The 17798-nt window shown below is 53.5% G+C and carries 19 protein-coding genes; 11 read left to right on the top strand and 8 right to left on the bottom strand.

The genetic code is table 11. The annotated features are described in order from the left end of the window. Window positions 1–16: 16 nt before the first annotated feature. Window positions 17–949: an ADP-glyceromanno-heptose 6-epimerase gene (gene rfaD / locus ACFQW4_RS21565; RefSeq protein WP_101760676.1), complete on the bottom strand. Its 933-nt coding sequence runs from the start codon at window positions 947–949 to the stop codon at window positions 17–19. Window positions 950–1180: 231 nt separating this feature from the next. Between rfaD and ACFQW4_RS21570 the strand changes: the two genes are divergently transcribed. Then, complete coding sequence (locus ACFQW4_RS21570; protein WP_110868205.1) at window positions 1181–2389, top strand: glycine C-acetyltransferase; 1209 nt, start codon at window positions 1181–1183, stop codon at window positions 2387–2389. Beyond that, window positions 2386–3414 (top strand): L-threonine 3-dehydrogenase, encoded by a 1029-nt coding sequence (tdh, locus tag ACFQW4_RS21575; RefSeq protein WP_217550422.1) that lies wholly within the window; start codon window positions 2386–2388, stop codon window positions 3412–3414. The genes ACFQW4_RS21570 and tdh overlap by 4 nt, the downstream gene beginning before the upstream one ends. 30 nt (window positions 3415–3444) lie before the next feature. Here tdh and ACFQW4_RS21580 read toward each other — a convergent pair whose 3' ends face one another. From ACFQW4_RS21580 to envC, 4 genes are read right to left on the bottom strand one after another with little or no spacing between them, the layout of a single operon-like run. Then, window positions 3445–4356, bottom strand: coding sequence for a hypothetical protein (locus tag ACFQW4_RS21580; RefSeq protein WP_101760673.1), 912 nt, complete (start codon window positions 4354–4356; stop codon window positions 3445–3447). Continuing rightward, window positions 4349–5569, bottom strand: a complete 1221-nt coding sequence (locus ACFQW4_RS21585; RefSeq protein ID WP_377727467.1) for a glycosyltransferase — start codon at window positions 5567–5569, stop codon at window positions 4349–4351. Before ACFQW4_RS21585 ends, ACFQW4_RS21580 begins: the two co-directional genes overlap by 8 nt. A 19-nt stretch (window positions 5570–5588) precedes the next feature. Continuing rightward, window positions 5589–6485, bottom strand: a complete 897-nt coding sequence (locus tag ACFQW4_RS21590; RefSeq protein WP_377727470.1) for a divergent polysaccharide deacetylase family protein — start codon at window positions 6483–6485, stop codon at window positions 5589–5591. 3 nt (window positions 6486–6488) lie between these two features. Next, on the bottom strand, window positions 6489–7790 hold the full coding sequence (gene envC, locus ACFQW4_RS21595) for a murein hydrolase activator EnvC (protein ID WP_377727473.1): 1302 nt from the start codon (window positions 7788–7790) through the stop codon (window positions 6489–6491). Window positions 7791–8039: 249 nt separating this feature from the next. Here envC and ACFQW4_RS21600 point away from each other — a divergent pair, with 249 nt between their 5' ends. The 5 genes from ACFQW4_RS21600 to cysE all read left to right on the top strand — a co-directional run bounded on the left by ACFQW4_RS21600 (window position 8040) and on the right by cysE (window position 11153). Continuing rightward, on the top strand, window positions 8040–8471 hold the full coding sequence (locus tag ACFQW4_RS21600; RefSeq protein ID WP_377727476.1) for a rhodanese-like domain-containing protein: 432 nt from the start codon (window positions 8040–8042) through the stop codon (window positions 8469–8471). A gap of 18 nt (window positions 8472–8489) precedes the next feature. Beyond that, the gene (gene grxC / locus ACFQW4_RS21605) at window positions 8490–8744 is read left to right on the top strand and encodes a glutaredoxin 3 (RefSeq protein WP_007885328.1); all 255 of its coding nucleotides are present in this window, start codon (window positions 8490–8492) and stop codon (window positions 8742–8744) included. A 40-nt stretch (window positions 8745–8784) separates the two neighbouring features. Further along, on the top strand, window positions 8785–9249 hold the full coding sequence (secB, locus tag ACFQW4_RS21610) for a protein-export chaperone SecB (RefSeq protein ID WP_101760668.1): 465 nt from the start codon (window positions 8785–8787) through the stop codon (window positions 9247–9249). Beyond that, entirely contained in the window at window positions 9249–10268 is a 1020-nt protein-coding gene (gene gpsA / locus ACFQW4_RS21615; RefSeq protein WP_101760667.1) for an NAD(P)H-dependent glycerol-3-phosphate dehydrogenase, read from the top strand. Before secB ends, gpsA begins: the two co-directional genes overlap by 1 nt. Window positions 10269–10337: 69 nt before the next feature. Then, entirely contained in the window at window positions 10338–11153 is an 816-nt protein-coding gene (gene cysE, locus ACFQW4_RS21620) for a serine O-acetyltransferase (protein WP_007885334.1), read from the top strand. Here cysE and trmL read toward each other — a convergent pair. From trmL to cpxR, 3 genes are read right to left on the bottom strand one after another with little or no spacing between them, the layout of a single operon-like run. Continuing rightward, the gene (gene trmL / locus ACFQW4_RS21625) at window positions 11150–11623 is read right to left on the bottom strand and encodes a tRNA (uridine(34)/cytosine(34)/5-carboxymethylaminomethyluridine(34)-2'-O)-methyltransferase TrmL (protein ID WP_101760666.1); all 474 of its coding nucleotides are present in this window, start codon (window positions 11621–11623) and stop codon (window positions 11150–11152) included. The two genes, cysE and trmL, sit on opposite strands and share 4 nt — an antisense overlap. Window positions 11624–11658: 35 nt before the next feature. Then, window positions 11659–13035: an envelope stress sensor histidine kinase CpxA gene (cpxA, locus tag ACFQW4_RS21630; RefSeq protein WP_101760665.1), complete on the bottom strand. Its 1377-nt coding sequence runs from the start codon at window positions 13033–13035 to the stop codon at window positions 11659–11661. Beyond that, window positions 13032–13730: an envelope stress response regulator transcription factor CpxR gene (cpxR, locus tag ACFQW4_RS21635; protein ID WP_007885339.1), complete on the bottom strand. Its 699-nt coding sequence runs from the start codon at window positions 13728–13730 to the stop codon at window positions 13032–13034. Before cpxR ends, cpxA begins: the two co-directional genes overlap by 4 nt. A gap of 150 nt (window positions 13731–13880) precedes the next feature. Between cpxR and cpxP the strand changes: the two genes are divergently transcribed. From cpxP to ACFQW4_RS21655, 4 genes are all read left to right on the top strand, one after another. Next, the gene (gene cpxP / locus ACFQW4_RS21640; protein ID WP_101760664.1) at window positions 13881–14393 is read left to right on the top strand and encodes a cell-envelope stress modulator CpxP; all 513 of its coding nucleotides are present in this window, start codon (window positions 13881–13883) and stop codon (window positions 14391–14393) included. 202 nt (window positions 14394–14595) lie between these two features. Further along, window positions 14596–15483, top strand: coding sequence for a CDF family cation-efflux transporter FieF (gene fieF / locus ACFQW4_RS21645; protein WP_377727485.1), 888 nt, complete (start codon window positions 14596–14598; stop codon window positions 15481–15483). A gap of 209 nt (window positions 15484–15692) precedes the next feature. Continuing rightward, complete coding sequence (gene pfkA / locus ACFQW4_RS21650) at window positions 15693–16655, top strand: 6-phosphofructokinase (RefSeq protein ID WP_101760662.1); 963 nt, start codon at window positions 15693–15695, stop codon at window positions 16653–16655. Window positions 16656–16801: 146 nt separating this feature from the next. Continuing rightward, the gene (locus ACFQW4_RS21655; RefSeq protein ID WP_101760661.1) at window positions 16802–17791 is read left to right on the top strand and encodes a sulfate ABC transporter substrate-binding protein; all 990 of its coding nucleotides are present in this window, start codon (window positions 16802–16804) and stop codon (window positions 17789–17791) included. Window positions 17792–17798: the final 7 nt, after the last annotated feature.

The raw sequence follows: 17798 nt of genomic DNA on the forward strand, positions 1-17798 counted from the left end.
GCTGCTGCCGGTTTCCTTATACGTTACGGTTCAGCCAGGCCATGTATTCGCCCACGCCTTGCGCAACGGTTTTGAACGGCTTGTCGTAACCGGCTGCACGCAGATTGGTGAGATCGGCTTGGGTAAACGCCTGATAACGGCCTTTCAGCTTGTCCGGGAACGGAATGTATTCAATCTGGCCTTTCTGATGGAAGTTCAGCACCGCATCCGCCACTTCCTGGAAAGATTCAGCACGGCCTGTTCCGCAGTTGTAGATACCGGAAACGCCGTTTTCCCAGCACCACAGATTTACCGCAACCACGTCATCAACATGGATGAAGTCGCGGCGGAAATCGTCGCTGCCTTCGAACAGTTTTGGATTTTCACCGTTGCTAATTTGCGTATTGAGGTGGAACGCGACGCTCGCCATGCCGCCTTTGTGGCCTTCACGCGGACCGTACACGTTGAAGTAACGGAAGCCGCACACCGGTGAGTCTGCTTCAGGCAGAATCTGGCGCACGTAGTGATCGAACAGCATTTTTGAGTAGCCGTACACATTCAGCGGCTGCTCGTACTGGCGCTCTTCGATGAAGTTCTCATTGCGGCCGCCGTAAGTGGCAGCAGATGAGGCGTAGAGGAACGGGATTTCGCGCTCGAGGCAGAAGTGCAGCAGATCTTTCGAGTACTGATAGTTGTTATCCATCATGTACTTGCCATCCCACTCGGTGGTTGCGGAACACGCACCTTCATGGAACACGGCTTCGATGGGGCCGAGATCTTCGCCAGACATGATGTAGCTGAGGAATTCCTCTTTATCCATGTAATCGGCGATGTCGAGATCCGCCAGATTCACGAACTTGGTGCCATCCTTCAGATTATCCACCACCAAAATGTCGGTCAGACCGCGGTCGTTCAGCGCTTTAACAATGTTGCTGCCAATCATGCCAGCGCCACCGGTTACGATAATCATATGCTTTGCCTTTAAAGAGTTGGGGGGAAACAGGAGGTTTCACCCACGAATGCCTATCATCATAACATTTCAGCCAGACGCAGGCAGCCAGATGACGCCGTATGCGCTGCACAAATCCTGTTCGCAGCGTGAACTATGCTGCAAAACCGAGATATTGATGGCTGAAATGTCGTTGATTCGCTTTTCGATCAGTAATATGTGCCAAATATTGGCTATCTGAGGAGCATAATCATGTCCAGTCAGTTTTATTCGCAAATTCGTCAACAACTTGAGACAACACGTCAGGACGGATTGTTCAAACAAGAACGCACCATCACGTCGGCGCAGCAGGCAGAAATCAACGTAGCTAACAGCCCGCCCGTCATCAACTTCTGCGCCAATAACTATTTGGGTTTAGCTAATCATCCGGCATTGATCCAGGCGGCGAAAGACGGCATGGATACGCACGGTTTTGGCATGGCCTCGGTGCGCTTTATCTGCGGCACGCAGGACATCCACCAGCAGCTGGAACACAAGCTGGCCGCGTTCCTCGGCATGGAAGACGCGATTCTGTTCTCGTCCTGCTTTGATGCCAACGGCGGCCTGTTTGAAACGCTGCTCAGCGCCGAAGACGCGATTATTTCAGATGCCCTTAATCACGCATCGATCATTGATGGCGTGCGTTTGTGTAAAGCGCAGCGCTATCGTTACGCCAATAATGACATGAGTGAGCTGCGTGCGCGTTTACAGGAAGCACGCGACAAAGGCGCGCGCCACATCCTGATTGCCACCGATGGCGTGTTCTCGATGGATGGGGTGATTGCCAATCTGCAGGGCATTTGCGATCTGGCCGATGAATTCGATGCGCTGGTGATGGTCGATGATTCCCATGCGGTGGGCTTTGTGGGTTCTGCCGGACGCGGCACGCACGAATATTGCGGCGTGATGGATCGCGTCGACATTCTGACCGGCACGCTGGGTAAAGCGCTGGGTGGCGCATCGGGCGGCTACGTGGCGGCGAAAAGAGAAGTGGTTGAGTGGCTGCGTCAGCGCTCGCGTCCGTATCTGTTCTCCAACTCGCTGGCGCCCGCGATTGTGGCTGCCTCGCTTCGCGTGCTGGAGCTGCTGAGTGAAGGTGACGGTTTGCGCCAGCGTCTATGGGAAAATGCCCGCTTCTTCCGCGAAAAGATGACTGCCGCAGGCTTCACGCTGGCCGGCGCAGATCACGCCATCATCCCCGTGATGCTGGGCGATGCCAAAGTGGCGCAGCAATTTGCCAGCCTGTTGCAGCAGGAAGGAATCTACGTCACAGGCTTCTTCTATCCGGTGGTACCGCAAGGTCAGGCACGTATCCGCACGCAGATCTCTGCCGGACATACGCAGGCGCAGCTGGAACACGCCGTGGCGGCCTTCACCCGTATTGGTCAACAGCTGGGCGTTATTTCAGGAGCAGGGAAATGAAAGCACTCGCCAAATTAAAAGCTGAAGAAGGCATTTGGATGGTCAAGGACGCGCCAATACCTGAACCCGGCCATAACGACCTACTGATTAAGATTCGTAAAACCGCTATCTGCGGTACCGACGTGCACATCTACAACTGGGATGACTGGTCGCGCAAAACCATTCCGGTGCCGATGATCACCGGCCACGAATATGTGGGTGAAGTGGTGGGAATGGGCCAGGAAGTTAAGGGCTTTGCCGTTGGCGATCGTGTTTCCGGTGAAGGCCACATCACCTGCGGCCATTGCCGCAACTGCCGCGCTGGACGCACGCATCTGTGCCGCAACACGGTAGGCGTTGGCGTTAATCGTCAGGGCTGCTTTGCCGAATATCTGGTGATTCCGGCGTTTAATGCCTTCAAAATTCCCGACAACATTTCTGACGAACTGGCGGCGATTTTCGATCCCTTTGGCAATGCGGTGCACACTGCGCTGTCGTTCGATCTGGTGGGCGAAGATGTGCTGATCTCCGGTGCCGGGCCGATTGGCATCATGGCGGCGGCGGTGTGCAAGCACGTCGGCGCGCGCCATGTGGTGATCACCGACGTCAACGACTATCGCCTCGATCTGGCGCGCAAAATGGGCGTAACGCGCGCTGTCAACGTGGCGCAGGAAAATCTGCGTGATGTGATGGCCGAACTCGGCATGACCGAAGGTTTTGATGTCGGTCTGGAGATGTCTGGTGCGCCACCGGCGTTCCGCACCTTACTGGAGGTAATGAACCACGGCGGCCGCATCGCGCTGCTGGGCATTCCGCCGGGCGAGATGTCCATCGACTGGAATCAGGTGATCTTTAAAGGCTTGTTCATCAAAGGCATCTACGGCCGCGAGATGTTCGAAACCTGGTACAAGATGGCGGCGCTGATTCAGTCCGGCCTCGATCTGACGCCCATCATCACTCATCGCTATCACATTGATGAGTTCCAGCAGGGCTTTGATGAGATGCGCTCGGGAAGATCGGGCAAAGTGGTGTTGAGCTGGGATTAATTCATTCTCCGGCCTGGTGGCCGGAGAGTTTCAGGATTGTTTCTTTTCATCGTCCGTCAGGTAGCGCACTTTGCGGGTGTAGTCCTGGCCTTTAAAGGTGAGTGGCTGGGTGGGATCCAGTAAATACTTTTGCCATTCACTCAATGGAAATCCACCGTGCGCGCCAATGACGTCTGCCGGAATGGTTGCTGAGCTACCGCCAATCTTTTTGGAAACCGGCCAGTTTGCCCATTCTCCTAAATTGACCGTGCGAAGATCCAACATATCCAACAAAGCGGCGAGGGGAAGCTGATCCGTCGGCGGTTGGCTGTCATTCATTAATTCCCAGGTATCCTGAAAGAGCGTTAACCAGAGTGGACAAATGCGTTTCCAGGTTTGTCGGGTTGCCGCCAGGTACGCACCATTAACGTGATCTTCAAAATAAGGTCTTATCGATGGCCGGTAATAGGCGGGAATGGCCTGTGCTTCCGCGCCCTCTAGCTTGGCGATCATTTTCCCGTTACGGAAACTGGAGTAAAGGTGGCCTGGATGCATACGAATATCAGGCGATTTAAGCAAATTCAGATCCGAATCAATCATTAAAATACCGTCGCCTTTGGCTTGTAAAGGCGCCTGAATTTTAATTAGGCGACTGCGATAGATTTGCTTATAACGATAACTTTCCTCGCGATGCGGAACATTGAGCGTTACCACGCGGCAATTATGTGGAAGTTTGCCAAAAGCCTGCTCAGATTGGTCGCTCACGATAACAATCTCTTCCATTTCCGGCGCAAACCGACGAGCAAACTCAGCGCTTAATAACGCTTCTTCAACATAATCCGCGCCAGTGCACGGAATAACAACCGAGGTAACCGTAACGTCGCCTTGCGTATTGCTTTGCGCATAAGGAATATTATGACGTGCACGAATATGCCGACGATTTTTGTTCAAAAAATCAAACATGAGTTTTCCTTTCAATACTGTTATCCAATATCGTCTCTACCCCGGCCACATAGTTTTCAATGGCGTAGCATTCGCGTACACGTTCTTCGGCGGTGTTAATGAGACGCTGGCGTAAACTTGCGTCTTGCCATAATACGGCAAGATGCGCACTTAATTGTTTAATATCGCCGTATTCGAATAATAATCCGGTTTCGTTGTGGCTAATTAGTTCTGCCGTTCCAACTACGTTCGAACCAATCACGGCCGTTTTCACCAGCATGGCTTCCAACACGACGCGCGGTAGGCCTTCACTACTTGAAGCGAGAATAAAAGTGTCAAACGCCGCGAGGTAATCCAGAGGGTTATTTTGAAAGCCAGTAAACACAATATTCGACGCAATGTTCTCTTTGCGCGCCAGCAAAACCAAATTCTCCTGTTCCGGCCCGGCACCCACCACCACCATTTTCCAATTGGCTTCGGGATGTATGCGTTTGAATTGGCCCAGCGCCTGGAAGATATGATGGTTCGCTTTACGCGTAATAAGAGAGCCGATGGATCCAAAAATAAAGGTATCAGGGGAATAAGCCAGGCGGGCGCGAACGGCTTTGCGATCCGGTAAGGCCTGATGAATATCGATAGCATTTGAAACGGTGAAGCAACGCTGCGCATCAATGCCGCTTTGGCGCAAAGTCTGATTTACGCCATGCGAAACCGCAATAACGGCATCAACGCGTTTATTAACCATGTCCACTAACACTGAATTTAACTGTGGCTCAATGCGGCAATGTTGAATCAGTGCAACCTGCAAATCCTCAACCGCGCGATAGCCTTCAACATTGGTGCTCGGTTGATTATTCATATACAGCGCGTCATATTGCCCAGCTTGCATAAGAGATGAAATCTGTTGGGCGTTTGGCAATACACGCCATTTTTCGTCAACCCGACCGATCATCTGCTTCTTTAAAGAGCGGTTAAAAATGAATAGCGTGCGTAACAGCTCTTTGGCGATTTTCGCCCATTTCGGCTGACGACGCTGGGCGATAAAAACCACCGGAATGCCAATCGAATTGAGAATTGACTCAATGGTTTCACGGTTGCCGCGAGAATAGTTGTTGTAGAAACAGCAGGTAATATCGAACCTCTGCCGATCAATGCGCTTGAGCAATTCGAGCATACTGTTGGTACCGCCGCCCCATTCGCGGCCGGTATCCAACAGCAGAATTTTTCTTCTCATTGAATTTCTTTTCCCGAGCTCAGAAGAGCTGCCTTATTGACTGAACCAATAGACTTTGCGCAATGCTTTCACTGATCAACTCAACGGCATAGTGCTGCGGCACGGGCGGCAACGGTTTGCCCGGCTTACACACGCCTGGCGCACGGAAGCGTGGCGGCTGGGTTTTGGATGGCGGCGGAGTCGCACCCTGATGCAGCGGCTCATTCAGCAACTGGCTTGGCCGCACTAGCGTGATATCGGCTGGCAATGTCGGCAGCATCTGCTGCAAGACGCGCACCGTCGTCGGATGCGGATGACCAATCGCAATGGCATAACCATCGCGCTGCGCAAGTTTCACCGCGCGGGTAAACTGCGCGCGGATTGAAGCCTCATCCTGACTATCATCAAGGAATACGCGGCGTTTCAGGACGTTAACGTTGGTACCTTGCGCGGCTGGGATCGACTGACTATTGCCAATCGTCATGCTATCGAGAAAGTAATAGTTGTAGTGATTGAGCACCTGCATCACTTTCTGCATGCCGGGCAGGCTGGAGGTCATTTTGCTGCCCATATGGTTATTCAGGCCAACCGCGAAAGGCACTTTGCCGCTGGCTTCTCGAATAATCCGCTCGATTTCCGTGCTGCTCATCTCGGGCGTCAGCGTGTCTTTCTCCAGCGGCTGTTTGCTAAGCGGTGCCATCGGCAGGTGGATCAGCACTTCGCGACCACCCTGATGCGCTTTGGTGGCCATCTCACGCGCATGGGGCGCATTCGGCAGAACCGCAACGGAAATCGCGGTGGGCATCTGCAGCACTTTATTCTCTTCTTTTGGCCGATAACCAAAGTCATCGATCACGATAGAGAGTTTTCCCGCATGGGCGGAAAGTGACAGAAACAGGCCGCATAGGGCGGCCGAGAGCTTAGAGGGTTGAAACAAAACTTATCTTCCTAACCACGGTAGTGGATTGACGGCCTGTCCCTGGCGTCGGATTTCAAAGTAGAGCGAAGGCGTGCCGCGGCCGCCGCTGGTGCCCACAAGGGCGATAGGCTGTCCTGCCTTCACCTGAGCACCCACGCTCACCAGTGCGCTTTGGTTGTAGCCATAAAGGCTCATATCACCTTTACCGTGTTCCAGAACGACAACCAGACCATAGCCTTGCAGCCAGTCGGCCATCAATACGCGTCCATCAGCGATGGCTTTCACTTCGGTACCTTCTGGCGCATCGACGACCAGACCTTTCCAGCGCAATTCGCCCTGCATCGATTCACCGAAGCGATGTTCAATACGTCCCCGTACCGGCCAAACCGCTTGCCCGCCGGGCTTGCCTAATCCGCCGGTACGCGCCATCAGCTCGCGCTCACTCTGCGTTGGCTGATAACTTGATCCTTTGGCTTTCGCCTGCGCCTGACGCTGACGCACTTTTTCCGCCTCGCGCGCTTCGCGTTCCGCACGTTCACGTGCTTCACGCTCTGCCTTGGCGATTTTGCTTTGCAGGCGGCTTTCATTCTCACGCATTTCAACCAGGTCCGCCTGATCTTTCTCCAGCGAACTTTCCAGTATGGTGAGCGTTTTCTTACGCGCCGCGCTGGCGACTTCCAGCTTGCTTTGCTGCGTCTGCTGCTGGGCCAACAACGATTTTTGCTGCTCCTGTTTGCCCTGCAATGATTGACGCTGTTCCGCTAATTGCTGCTGGGTTTGTTTGAGATCGTTGATGTTTTTCTGGCGTGCGGCGTTGAGATAGCCGAAATAGGCAAGAATGCGCTCACTGCGCTGGGCTTCTTCGCCTCCGAGCAGCAACTGTAGACCATTATGTTGTCCCTGACGGAAGGCGGCATCAAGCTGTTGTGCCAGCAGTTTTTCCTGCTGTGCTTGCTGCTTTTCCAGCCGCGAGATAGAAGAGGTGACCTGCGCGATTTCACCCTCGAGCGTGCTGAGGCTGTTACGCGTTTCGCGCAGCTGACGGCTGGCCTGCGCGATCACTTTTTCCTGGCTTTGCAGCTGATCCAACAACTTACTGCGCTGCACTTTCTGCGCTTTAACGCTCTTTTCTTTCTCGGCAATGTCCTGCTGAATGGACTTCAACTGCGTTTTACTGTCATCCGCACTGCGTGCAGCGGCAGGAAGTAATAATGTGCCCGCCAGAAGCAGACTCAGGGAGATTTCGGACCAGCGAAATGACAACGGAAGCGCAGTGCCGTTGTAACGGGTCCTTGTGTGTGTAACGGTCGCTTTTCCCTTCATAGTCGATAATTATTCCACGATGAACAGCCGCTTACCAGTTAGCCCGGCCGGGTTTTACTTTACTAAAAATGTCTGTACCGAGCTTACCGGCATAAACTTTGTCTTAATTTTGGGATTAGAACACTTTTTTTGGAAAATGACGCACAAATCGTAACTCTGTCCCCTTAGCGACTGTACATGCGAAGTGGCGCAGGTATACTCAGAACCCTTGTTTTAGCTTATCAGCCCGGTTTGGAGTCGTTACCCCTCATGCAAGAAATTATGCAGTTTGCAAGCACTCACCCCATCCTCAGTCTGGCATGGGTCGCTTTACTCGTTCTCGTGATTGTGACCACCGTTAAAGGTATGTTCTCTAAAGTAAAAACTATCAGCCGTGGTGAAGCTACCCACCTGATAAACAAAGAGGACGCGGTGGTGGTAGACGTGCGTTCACGTGACGATTACCGCAAAGGACACATTTCTGGGGCTATCAACGTAGCGGCAGCAGACATCAAAAAAGAGAGCTTTGGCGAGCTGGAAAAGCACAAGTCACAGCACATAATTGTAGTTTGCGCGACCGGTCAAAGTGCGGGTGAATCTGCAGCGAAATTGAGCGCAGCGGGTTTTGAAAAAGTCTCCGTTCTGAAAGATGGCGTGAGCGGCTGGAGTGGTGAAAATCTGCCACTGGTGCGCGGTAAATAACTTCTTAGAGGTAACCGTATGGCGAATGTAGAGATCTACACCAAAGTCACTTGTCCTTACTGCCACCGTGCAAAGGCGTTGTTGGATCAGAAAGGCGTGTCGTTCCAGGAGATTCCCATTGACGGGAACGCGGCGAAACGTGAAGAGATGATTCAACGCAGCGGCCGCACTACGGTGCCACAGATTTTTATTGATGCGCAGCACATTGGCGGCTGTGACGATCTTTACGCGCTGGATGGGCGTCAGGGACTTGATCCTTTACTCCAGGCATAACTTTTCGGTCAGACAATTTTAACTCACAGGATTTAGTCACATGTCAGAGCAAAGCAGCAGCGAAATGCAGTTCCAGATTCAACGTGTTTACACCAAAGATGTTTCTTACGAAGCGCCAAACGCACCGCAGGTTTTCCAGAAAGAGTGGGAACCGGAAGTGAAGCTGGATCTGGACACCGCCTCTTCTCAGTTAGCTGATGGCGTTTTTGAAGTCGTTCTGCGCGTTACCGTAACGGCAACCGTTGGCGAAGAAACCGCATTCCTGTGTGAAGTACAGCAAGCGGGCATTTTCACCATTAGCGGTATCGAAGGCACGCAGATGGCGCATTGCCTCGGCGCGTACTGCCCGAACATTCTGTTCCCGTATGCACGCGAATGCGTAACCAGCCTTGTGTCTCGTGGTACTTTCCCGCAGCTCAACCTGGCGCCAGTGAACTTTGATGCGCTGTTCATGAACTATCTGCAGCAGCAAGGTGAAGGCGAAGCGCCACATCAGGATGCCTGATGACTACACTCAACGCTTCAATTAGCGTCATCGGTGCCGGCTCGTACGGCACCGCATTGGCCATCACGCTGGCCCGCAACGGCCATCCGGTTCTGCTCTGGGGCCACAATCCTCAAAGCGTGGCGCAGCTGCAAGCTGACCGCTGCAATGCCGCTTTCCTGCCCGATGTCCCTTTCCCTGATAATCTTGTTCCTGAAGCCGATCTGGCAACCGTGGTTAACGCCAGTCGCGATCTGCTGGTCGTCGTGCCGAGCCATGTATTTGGCGACGTGCTGACGCAGCTTAAGCCGCATTTGCGTGCCGATTCGCGGATTGTCTGGGCGACTAAGGGGCTGGAAAAAGAGACCGGCCGGTTGCTGCAGGATGTGGCGCGTGAAATCCTCGGCGATGCGATTCCACTCGCGGTGATTTCCGGACCCACCTTTGCCAAAGAGCTGGCAGCCGGCATGCCAACGGCCATCGCACTGGCATCCACCGATGCGGAGTTCGCTGAAGACCTGCAGCAGAAGCTGCACTGCGGCAAAAGTTTCCGCGTCTACAATAATCAGGATTTCATCGGCGTGCAGTTAGGCGGCGCGGTGAAGAACGTGATTGCGATTGGTGCGGGGATTTCTGACGGCATTGGCTTTGGTGCCAACGCGCGTACCGCCTTGATCACTCGCGGCCTGACGGAAATGAGCCGTCTTGGCGCAGCGCTGGGCGCCGATGCCACCACCTTTATGGGCATGGCCGGTTTAGGCGATCTGGTGCTGACCTGTACCGATAATCAGTCGCGCAACCGTCGTTTCGGCATGATGCTGGGGCAAGGCGAGAGCGTAGACGAGGCGCAACGCATTATCGGACAAGTTGTAGAAGGCTACAGAAACACCAAAGAAGTCAAAGCATTGGCCGCGCGCGTCGGCGTAGAAATGCCGATTACCGAGCAGATTTATCAGGTGCTCTATTGCGGAAAATCAGCGCGAGAGGCAGCATTGACCTTACTTGGCCGTGCAAGGAAGGACGAAAACAGCCAAAGCTAAAGCAGGATGCGCCAGCGTCACCACCTGTAGCGCCCCATCAGGCGCTTTTTTTATCGGGAGCAAACAGCAATGTCGTCTGAAGAGTTAGAACTGGTCTGGAACCATATCAAAGCCGAAGCCAGAGCCCTGGCCGACTGTGAACCGATGCTGGCCAGCTTTTACCATGCGACACTGCTCAAACACGAAAACCTCGGCAGCGCGCTCAGCTACATGCTCGCTAACAAGCTGGCGAACCCGATCATGCCCGCTATCGCTATTCGCGAAATCGTGGAAGAAGCCTATCGTGAAGACCCGGAGATGATTGTCTCTGCAGCCTACGATATTCAGGCTGTACGCCAGCGCGATCCCGCCGTTGATAAATACTCTACGCCGCTGCTTTACCTCAAAGGTTTCCACGCCTTGCAGGCCTATCGCATCGGCCATTGGCTGTGGAAAGAGGGCCGCCGCGCGCTGGCTGTCTATCTGCAGAACGAAATCTCCGTCTCATTTGCCGTGGATATTCACCCGGCGGCACGCATTGGTCGCGGCATCATGCTTGATCATGCTACCGGCATTGTCATCGGCGAAACGGCAATCATTGAAAATGATGTTTCAATTCTGCAATCGGTGACGCTCGGCGGTACTGGTAAAACCAGCGGCGATCGCCATCCGAAGATCCGTGAAGGTGTGATGATTGGCGCCGGCGCCAAGATTCTGGGCAACATTGAAGTGGGGCGCGGCGCAAAAATCGGAGCCGGTTCGGTTGTCCTGCAGCCTGTACCGCCGCATACCACGGCGGCCGGCGTACCAGCGCGCATTGTCGGTAAACCGACCAGCGATAAACCGTCGATGGATATGGATCAGCACTTCAACGGCGCAGGCTTTGAGTACGGCGACGGCATCTAGCCTTTGATCAGTGCGCCAGCATAATCGAGTTGGCGCCACGCTTCATACACCACCACTGATACTGCATTAGACAGGTTCATGCTGCGGCTCTCCGCCATCATCGGAATGCGGATTTTCTGCTCAGCGGGTAGCGCGTTGAGAATTTCTGCGGGTAAACCGCGACTCTCCGGACCAAACACCAAATAATCACCCTTCTGATAGCTCACCGCGCTGTGCGCAGGCGTTCCTTTGGTGGTGAGGGCGAACATGCGCTGTGGCGTTTCTGTTGCCAGAAACTCTGCGTAATTGGCGTGTTTTTTTAAGGCGGTATATTCGTGGTAATCCAGCCCGGCGCGGCGCAGGCGCTTGTCATCCCAGGCAAAGCCCAGCGGTTCAATCAGGTGTAACTGGAAACCGGTATTTGCGCACAAGCGAATGATGTTGCCGGTATTTGGCGGAATTTCAGGTTCAAATAAGACAATGTTTAGCATAAGGCCCCCAGAAACGAGGGCCGAAGCATAACAAATTATTGACGGGCGGAGTACAGCGGCAGCCACAGCGTGAGGCGTAAACCGCCGAGCGGGCTGTCATCCGCTTTAACCCAGCCGCGATGCTGCTGGATGGCGGTTTCGACAATCGCCAGGCCTAATCCGGTGCCGCCTGACTCACGATCGCGCGCCTCATCGGTGCGGTAGAACGGACGGAAAATCTGCTCGCGATCTTCTGGGCTGACTCCTGGACCATCATCATCGACATGAATGGTGATGCCCGCAATATCTACCGAGAAGCTGACGCTGATGTGCGAATTCGAATAGCGCAGCGCATTACGCACGATATTTTCCAGCGCACTCTCCAACGCATGGGGATTACCGTACAGCGGCCACGGGCCAGGCGGATAGGGCACTTCCATCAGTTTGCCCATCTGCTCGGCTTCAAATTTGGCATCTTCCAGCACGCCATTCCAAAGCTGATTGGCCTTCATCGCTTCGCTAACCAGCGCGTTATTGTGCTGCGTTCGCGACAGCACCAGCAGATCGTTAATCATGCCATCCAGACGCTGCGCTTCCGTTTCAATGCGCTGCAGCTCTTTGCCTTCACCGTTACGGCGACGCAGGAGCGCGGTTGCCAGCTGCAAGCGAGTTAACGGCGTACGCAATTCATGGCTGATATCGGATAGCAGACGCTGTTGCGCCGTCATCATGCGTTCGAGCGCGCTCACCATTTGGTTGAAACTGGAACCCGCAGCCAGAAACTCTTGCGGCCCCGATTCCAGTTCCGGATGCTGGCGCAAATTGCCGCTTGCCACTTCATCCGCCGCATATTTAAGTTTGCGCGCGGGGCGCGCCAGGCTCCACGCCAGCCACAGCAGCAGCGGCGAGCTGATCAGCATCGTGACAATCAGCAGCAGTAGCGGGCGGTCAAACAGCAGATTAACGAAATCGAGCTGCGAGCTGGTGGCAGGACGAATCAGGTAAAGCTGATAGTTGTCTTCGCCATCGCGGACCGCGAAAGGTCCAACCATCTCCACGCGGCCATACTTTTTCTTTTGTGGGTGGTCGGCGTTATCCGACTGCCCAATAAAGTTGCGGATGATCTGCATTTCATTGTGCTGCGCGCCAATCACCCGGCCTTCGCTGGTCACTAATAATAAACGCTGACCGGGCGGCGCCCATTTGTCGATGGAGCGGAACAGGCGACGCCACCACATTAAGTCGTTCGGCGGATCCTGAGACAGCTCCGCTTCAACGTGCTGTTCAATCATGGTGCCCTGACGCTGCTCGCTTTCTAGTAACGCGGTCATCTGGCGCGAATCGAGTTTAGGCACCATGAGAACCAGCATCAACACCAACGCTAGCGTGAGCCAGAAGATGGCGAAGATGCGGGTGGTTAAACTTCCAATCATGATGCCGAAACCATCAGATAGCCGCGTCCGCGTAGGGTTTTAAACCACGGATGACCATCACGACGTTCCGGCAATTTACGACGCAGGTTAGAAATGTGCATATCGATAGCGCGGTCAAAGGGTGTCAGACGTTTGCCCAGCACTTCCTGACTAAGGTGCTCACGCGATACCACCTGACCCAGATGCTGTGCCAGCAAATAGAGCAGGGTGAACTCGGTGCCGGTGAGATCCAAAGTTTCGCTGTCGAAGCTGGCCTCCTGACGACCCGGATTCAGGCGCAGGCAGTCGACTTCCAGCGTTGGTGAGCTGTTATCGTGCTGCTGTTGCTGCTCGCTCCAGTTTGAACGGCGCAGAATGGCACGAATACGCGCTACCAGTTCACGATCGTTAAACGGTTTAGGCAGATAGTCATCTGCGCCCAGTTCAAGGCCCAGAACGCGGTCCAGTTCGCTGCCACGTGCAGTCAGCATAATGACCGGAGTTTGGTGCTGTTGGCGTAGTTCTTTCAAAGTGTCGATACCGTTCTTCTTCGGCATCATCACATCAAGCAATAGCAAGTCCACGGTGTTGTCTAGCAGGTTAAGCGCCTGCTCACCATCGCTTGCCACAATGACTTCAAAACCTTCCATCTCAAGCAGTTCTTTAAGCAGCGAAGTTAATTCGCGGTCGTCATCAACCAACAGGATTTTATTCATTTTTTATTGCCCTCCGCAGGCAAAATACCGTGTTCCTTGACTTGCAATCCAACGCTTTACGTAGTTTTACACCCCCTGACGGATGTTTGCAGCCACCGCCGTACACTGGCTCTCGTTGAATCGCAAAACGGAACGAACTGGGAGTTAACGATGCGCTACTTAACCGCCGTCGTCATTGCCTCAGCGATGGTTCTCAGTCACGCCAGCGCCGAAGCAGCAGACACGACGACGATTGACGAGATGCATCCGAACAGCGGATTGACGACAGGCAGTATGACGCAAAATCCGCAAAGCTACATGTTCGATGGCATTGAGCTGACTGAACAACAGCGGCAGCAGATGCGAGACCTGATGCAGCAAGCGCGACACGAACGCCCAACCATCAGCGTTCAAGATATAGAAACTATGCATGACCTTGTCATTGCAGACAAATTTAACGAATCGGCTATCCGACAGCAGGCAGAGAAACAAGCCCGCGCAGCGGTAGAACAGCAAGTCGAGATGGCTCGGGTTCGTAATCAGATGTATCACCTGCTAACGCCTGCACAGCAAGCGACATTGCAGAAAAATTATGAGCGACGATTAGCTGAAGTTCGTCGGCTCTCAGGATTGCAGCCATCATCACCGCTGCAAGCAGTGAGTAGTACCAGCAGTAACCAGTAACATAGTATCCCTGTTTTCCTTGCCATAGACACCATCCCTGTCTTCCCCCGCATGATGCGGGGGTTTTTTTTGCCTGTCATTTCTCTCTAACATCATTGCCTTAAAATTCAATCACGCAGCACACTTATGCCGATGATAAACTTTAGCCATCTTGAGACCTAAAGGCCGCACCTATGAAGCGTGCGACCCGGCGAGGCATAGCATGGATTCTTCCTATGCAAAGTTAGTGAATCGGGCGGCGCTGGCGACATTGCTGTTAATCGTAAAAATTTTCGCCTGGTGGCATACCGGTTCAGTCAGTATGTTGGCGGCGTTAGTGGATTCATTGGTAGATATCGCCGCTTCACTAACCAATTTGCTGGTGGTGCGCTACTCACTGCAGCCGGCCGATGACGATCACACCTTCGGCCACGGCAAAGCCGAATCACTGGCCGCGCTGGCGCAAAGCATGTTTATCTCCGGCTCGGCGCTGTTTCTGTTTCTCACCGGCATTCAGCATCTGGCCTCACCCGAAACCTTACATGCGCCGCTGGTGGGCATTGTGGTGACGGTGATTGCGCTGTTTTCAACCCTGACGTTGGTTGCCTTCCAGCGCTGGGTGGTGCGACGCACGCGCAGCCAGGCGATTCGCGCAGACATGCTGCACTATCAATCTGACGTGGTGATGAACGGCGCAATATTGGTCGCTCTCGGTTTGAGCAGCTATGGTTTTGTACGGGCGGATGCGTTGTTCGCGCTCGGCATCGGCGTTTACATTCTCTATAACGCGTTGCGGATGGGTTATGACGCGGTACAGGCGCTGTTGGATCGCGTTTTGCCCGAGCATGAAACGCAGGAGATTATCAACGTGGTGACCAACTGGCCGGGCGTACGTGGCGCGCATGCATTACGCACGCGACAATCGGGCCCCACGCGTTTTATCCAGCTGCATCTGGAGATGGAAGATCAGCTGCCGCTGGTGCAGGCCCATCAGGTGGCCGATCAAATTGAGCAGGCGTTACTCAAGAGGTTTCCCGGCTCAGACGTCATCATCCATCAAGATCCCTGTTCTGTTGTGCCGAGCAATCAACATGGATTTTTTCAAGGTTAGCAACTTAAAATCATGCAATTACACAAAAAAAGTGACGTAACGCTAACAACTCTGTAAAAAATTAGCGAAAACTTGTCTGACCTGAATCAATTCAGCATCAAGCGTTTGATATACTATTTTGCAACTATTAAGCCATGCGATCGCGAGCTGGTCCACGCCGGACACATGGCAGGAATAATCCTTAGTTTTTGAACAATCCAGAGGTTGTCATGATCAAAAAAATCGGAGTACTGACCAGCGGCGGCGACGCCCCAGGCATGAACGCAGCCATTCGCGGAGTTGTACGTTCCGCGCTGAGTGAAGGACTGGAAGTTTTTGGTATTTACGACGGCTATCTGGGATTGTACGAAGATCGCATGATCAACCTTGACCGCTACAGCGTGTCAGACATGATCAACCGCGGCGGCACCTTCCTCGGTTCCGCCCGCTTCCCAGAATTCCGCAATGATGAAGTGCGCCAGACCGCGATTGATAACATGAAAAAGCGTGGTATTGATGCGCTGGTGGTTATCGGCGGTGATGGTTCCTACATGGGTGCTAAGCGCCTGACTGAAATGGGCTTCCCGTGCATCGGCCTGCCTGGCACCATTGATAACGACGTAGCAGGTACTGATTACACCATCGGTTATTTCACTGCGCTGGAAACCGTGGTTGAAGCGATTGACCGCCTGCGTGACACCTCATCTTCCCACCAGCGTATCTCCATCGTGGAAGTGATGGGCCGTTACTGCGGCGATTTAACCCTGGCGGCAGCGATTGCCGGTGGTTGCGAGTTCATCGTGCTACCTGAAATCCCGTATACCCGCGAAGAGCTGGTTGCTGAAATCAAAGCCGGCATTGCCAAAGGTAAAAAGCACGCCATCGTGGCGATCACCGAGCACATCTGCGATATCGACGATCTGGCGCACTTCATCGAAGCTGAAACTAAACGCGAAACCCGCGCTACCGTTCTCGGTCACATTCAGCGTGGCGGCGCACCTTGTGCCTATGACCGCATTCTGGCCTCGCGCATGGGTTCCTACTCCATCGAGCTGCTACTACAAGGCTACGGCGGCCGCTGCGTCGGTATTCAGAATGAGAAGATGGTGCATCACGACATCATCGATGCGATTGAAAATATGAAGCGTCCATTCAAACGCGACTGGCTGGATACCGCGAAAAAACTCTACTGATTATTCAGCACCAAGGCGCGACGCGATTCGCGCCTTTTTTATGCCTGCTCATATTCCGTGCGGTTATAACAGCTTATTTTTAATTCTTTAATCCGTGGATAAGTTTGTGTCAGTCTTGTTCTATAACGACCTCGGGAGAGCAAGCAATGAATAAGTGGAGTATTGGTGTCACCCTGTTACTGGCTTCAACCAGTGTTCTGGCAAAGGATATTCAGTTGTTAAACGTCTCTTACGATCCAACCCGTGAGCTGTACGAGCAGTACAACAAAGCGTTTAGCGCGCATTACAAGCAGGAAACCGGCGACAACGTGGTGATTCGCCAGTCGCACGGCGGTTCAGGTAAACAAGCAACCTCAGTGATCAATGGCATCCGAGCTGATGTGGTTACGCTGGCGCTGCAATCTGATGTCGATGCTATTGCTGACCGTGGTCGTATCAATAAAGACTGGATTAAGCGCCTGCCGGACAACTCCGCACCCTACACCTCAACCATCGTGTTCCTGGTGCGCAAAGGCAACCCGAAAGGCATTCATGATTGGCCAGATCTGATCAAACCGGGCGTTTCCGTCATCACGCCAAACCCGAAAACGTCAGGCGGCGCACGCTGGAATTATCTGGCTGCATGGGGCTGGGCGCTGGATCAGAACAACGGCGATCAAGCCAAAGCGCTGGCTTACGTGAAATCGCTGTTTAAGAACGTAGAAGTGCAGGATTCCGGCGCACGTGGTGCCACTAACACCTTCGTGGAACGCGGCATTGGCGATGTGCTGATAGCGTGGGAGAACGAAGCCTATCTGGCGGTAAATAAGCTGGGTAAAGACAAGTTTGAGATCGTCACCCCAAGCGAATCGATTCTGGCGGAGCCAACGGTTTCGGTAGTGGATAAAGTGGTCGACGAGCAGGGCACCCGCAAAGTAGCCGAAGATTACCTCAAGTATCTCTACTCGCCGGAAGGTCAGACTATCGCGGCGGAGAATTTCTATCGTCCACGTGATAAAGCCGTTGCGGAGAAATTTGCCAATAAATTCGCCCCGGTAAAACTGTTCACTATCGACAACAAATTTGGTGGCTGGACGCAAGCCCAGAAAACCCACTTCGCCGATGGTGGCAGCTACGACCAGGTGATGAAGCCATAACGTACAT

The sequence above is a fragment of the Pantoea sp. GCM10028869 genome, from assembly GCF_042666835.1.
GTDB lineage: Bacteria > Pseudomonadota > Gammaproteobacteria > Enterobacterales > Enterobacteriaceae > Pantoea > Pantoea leporis.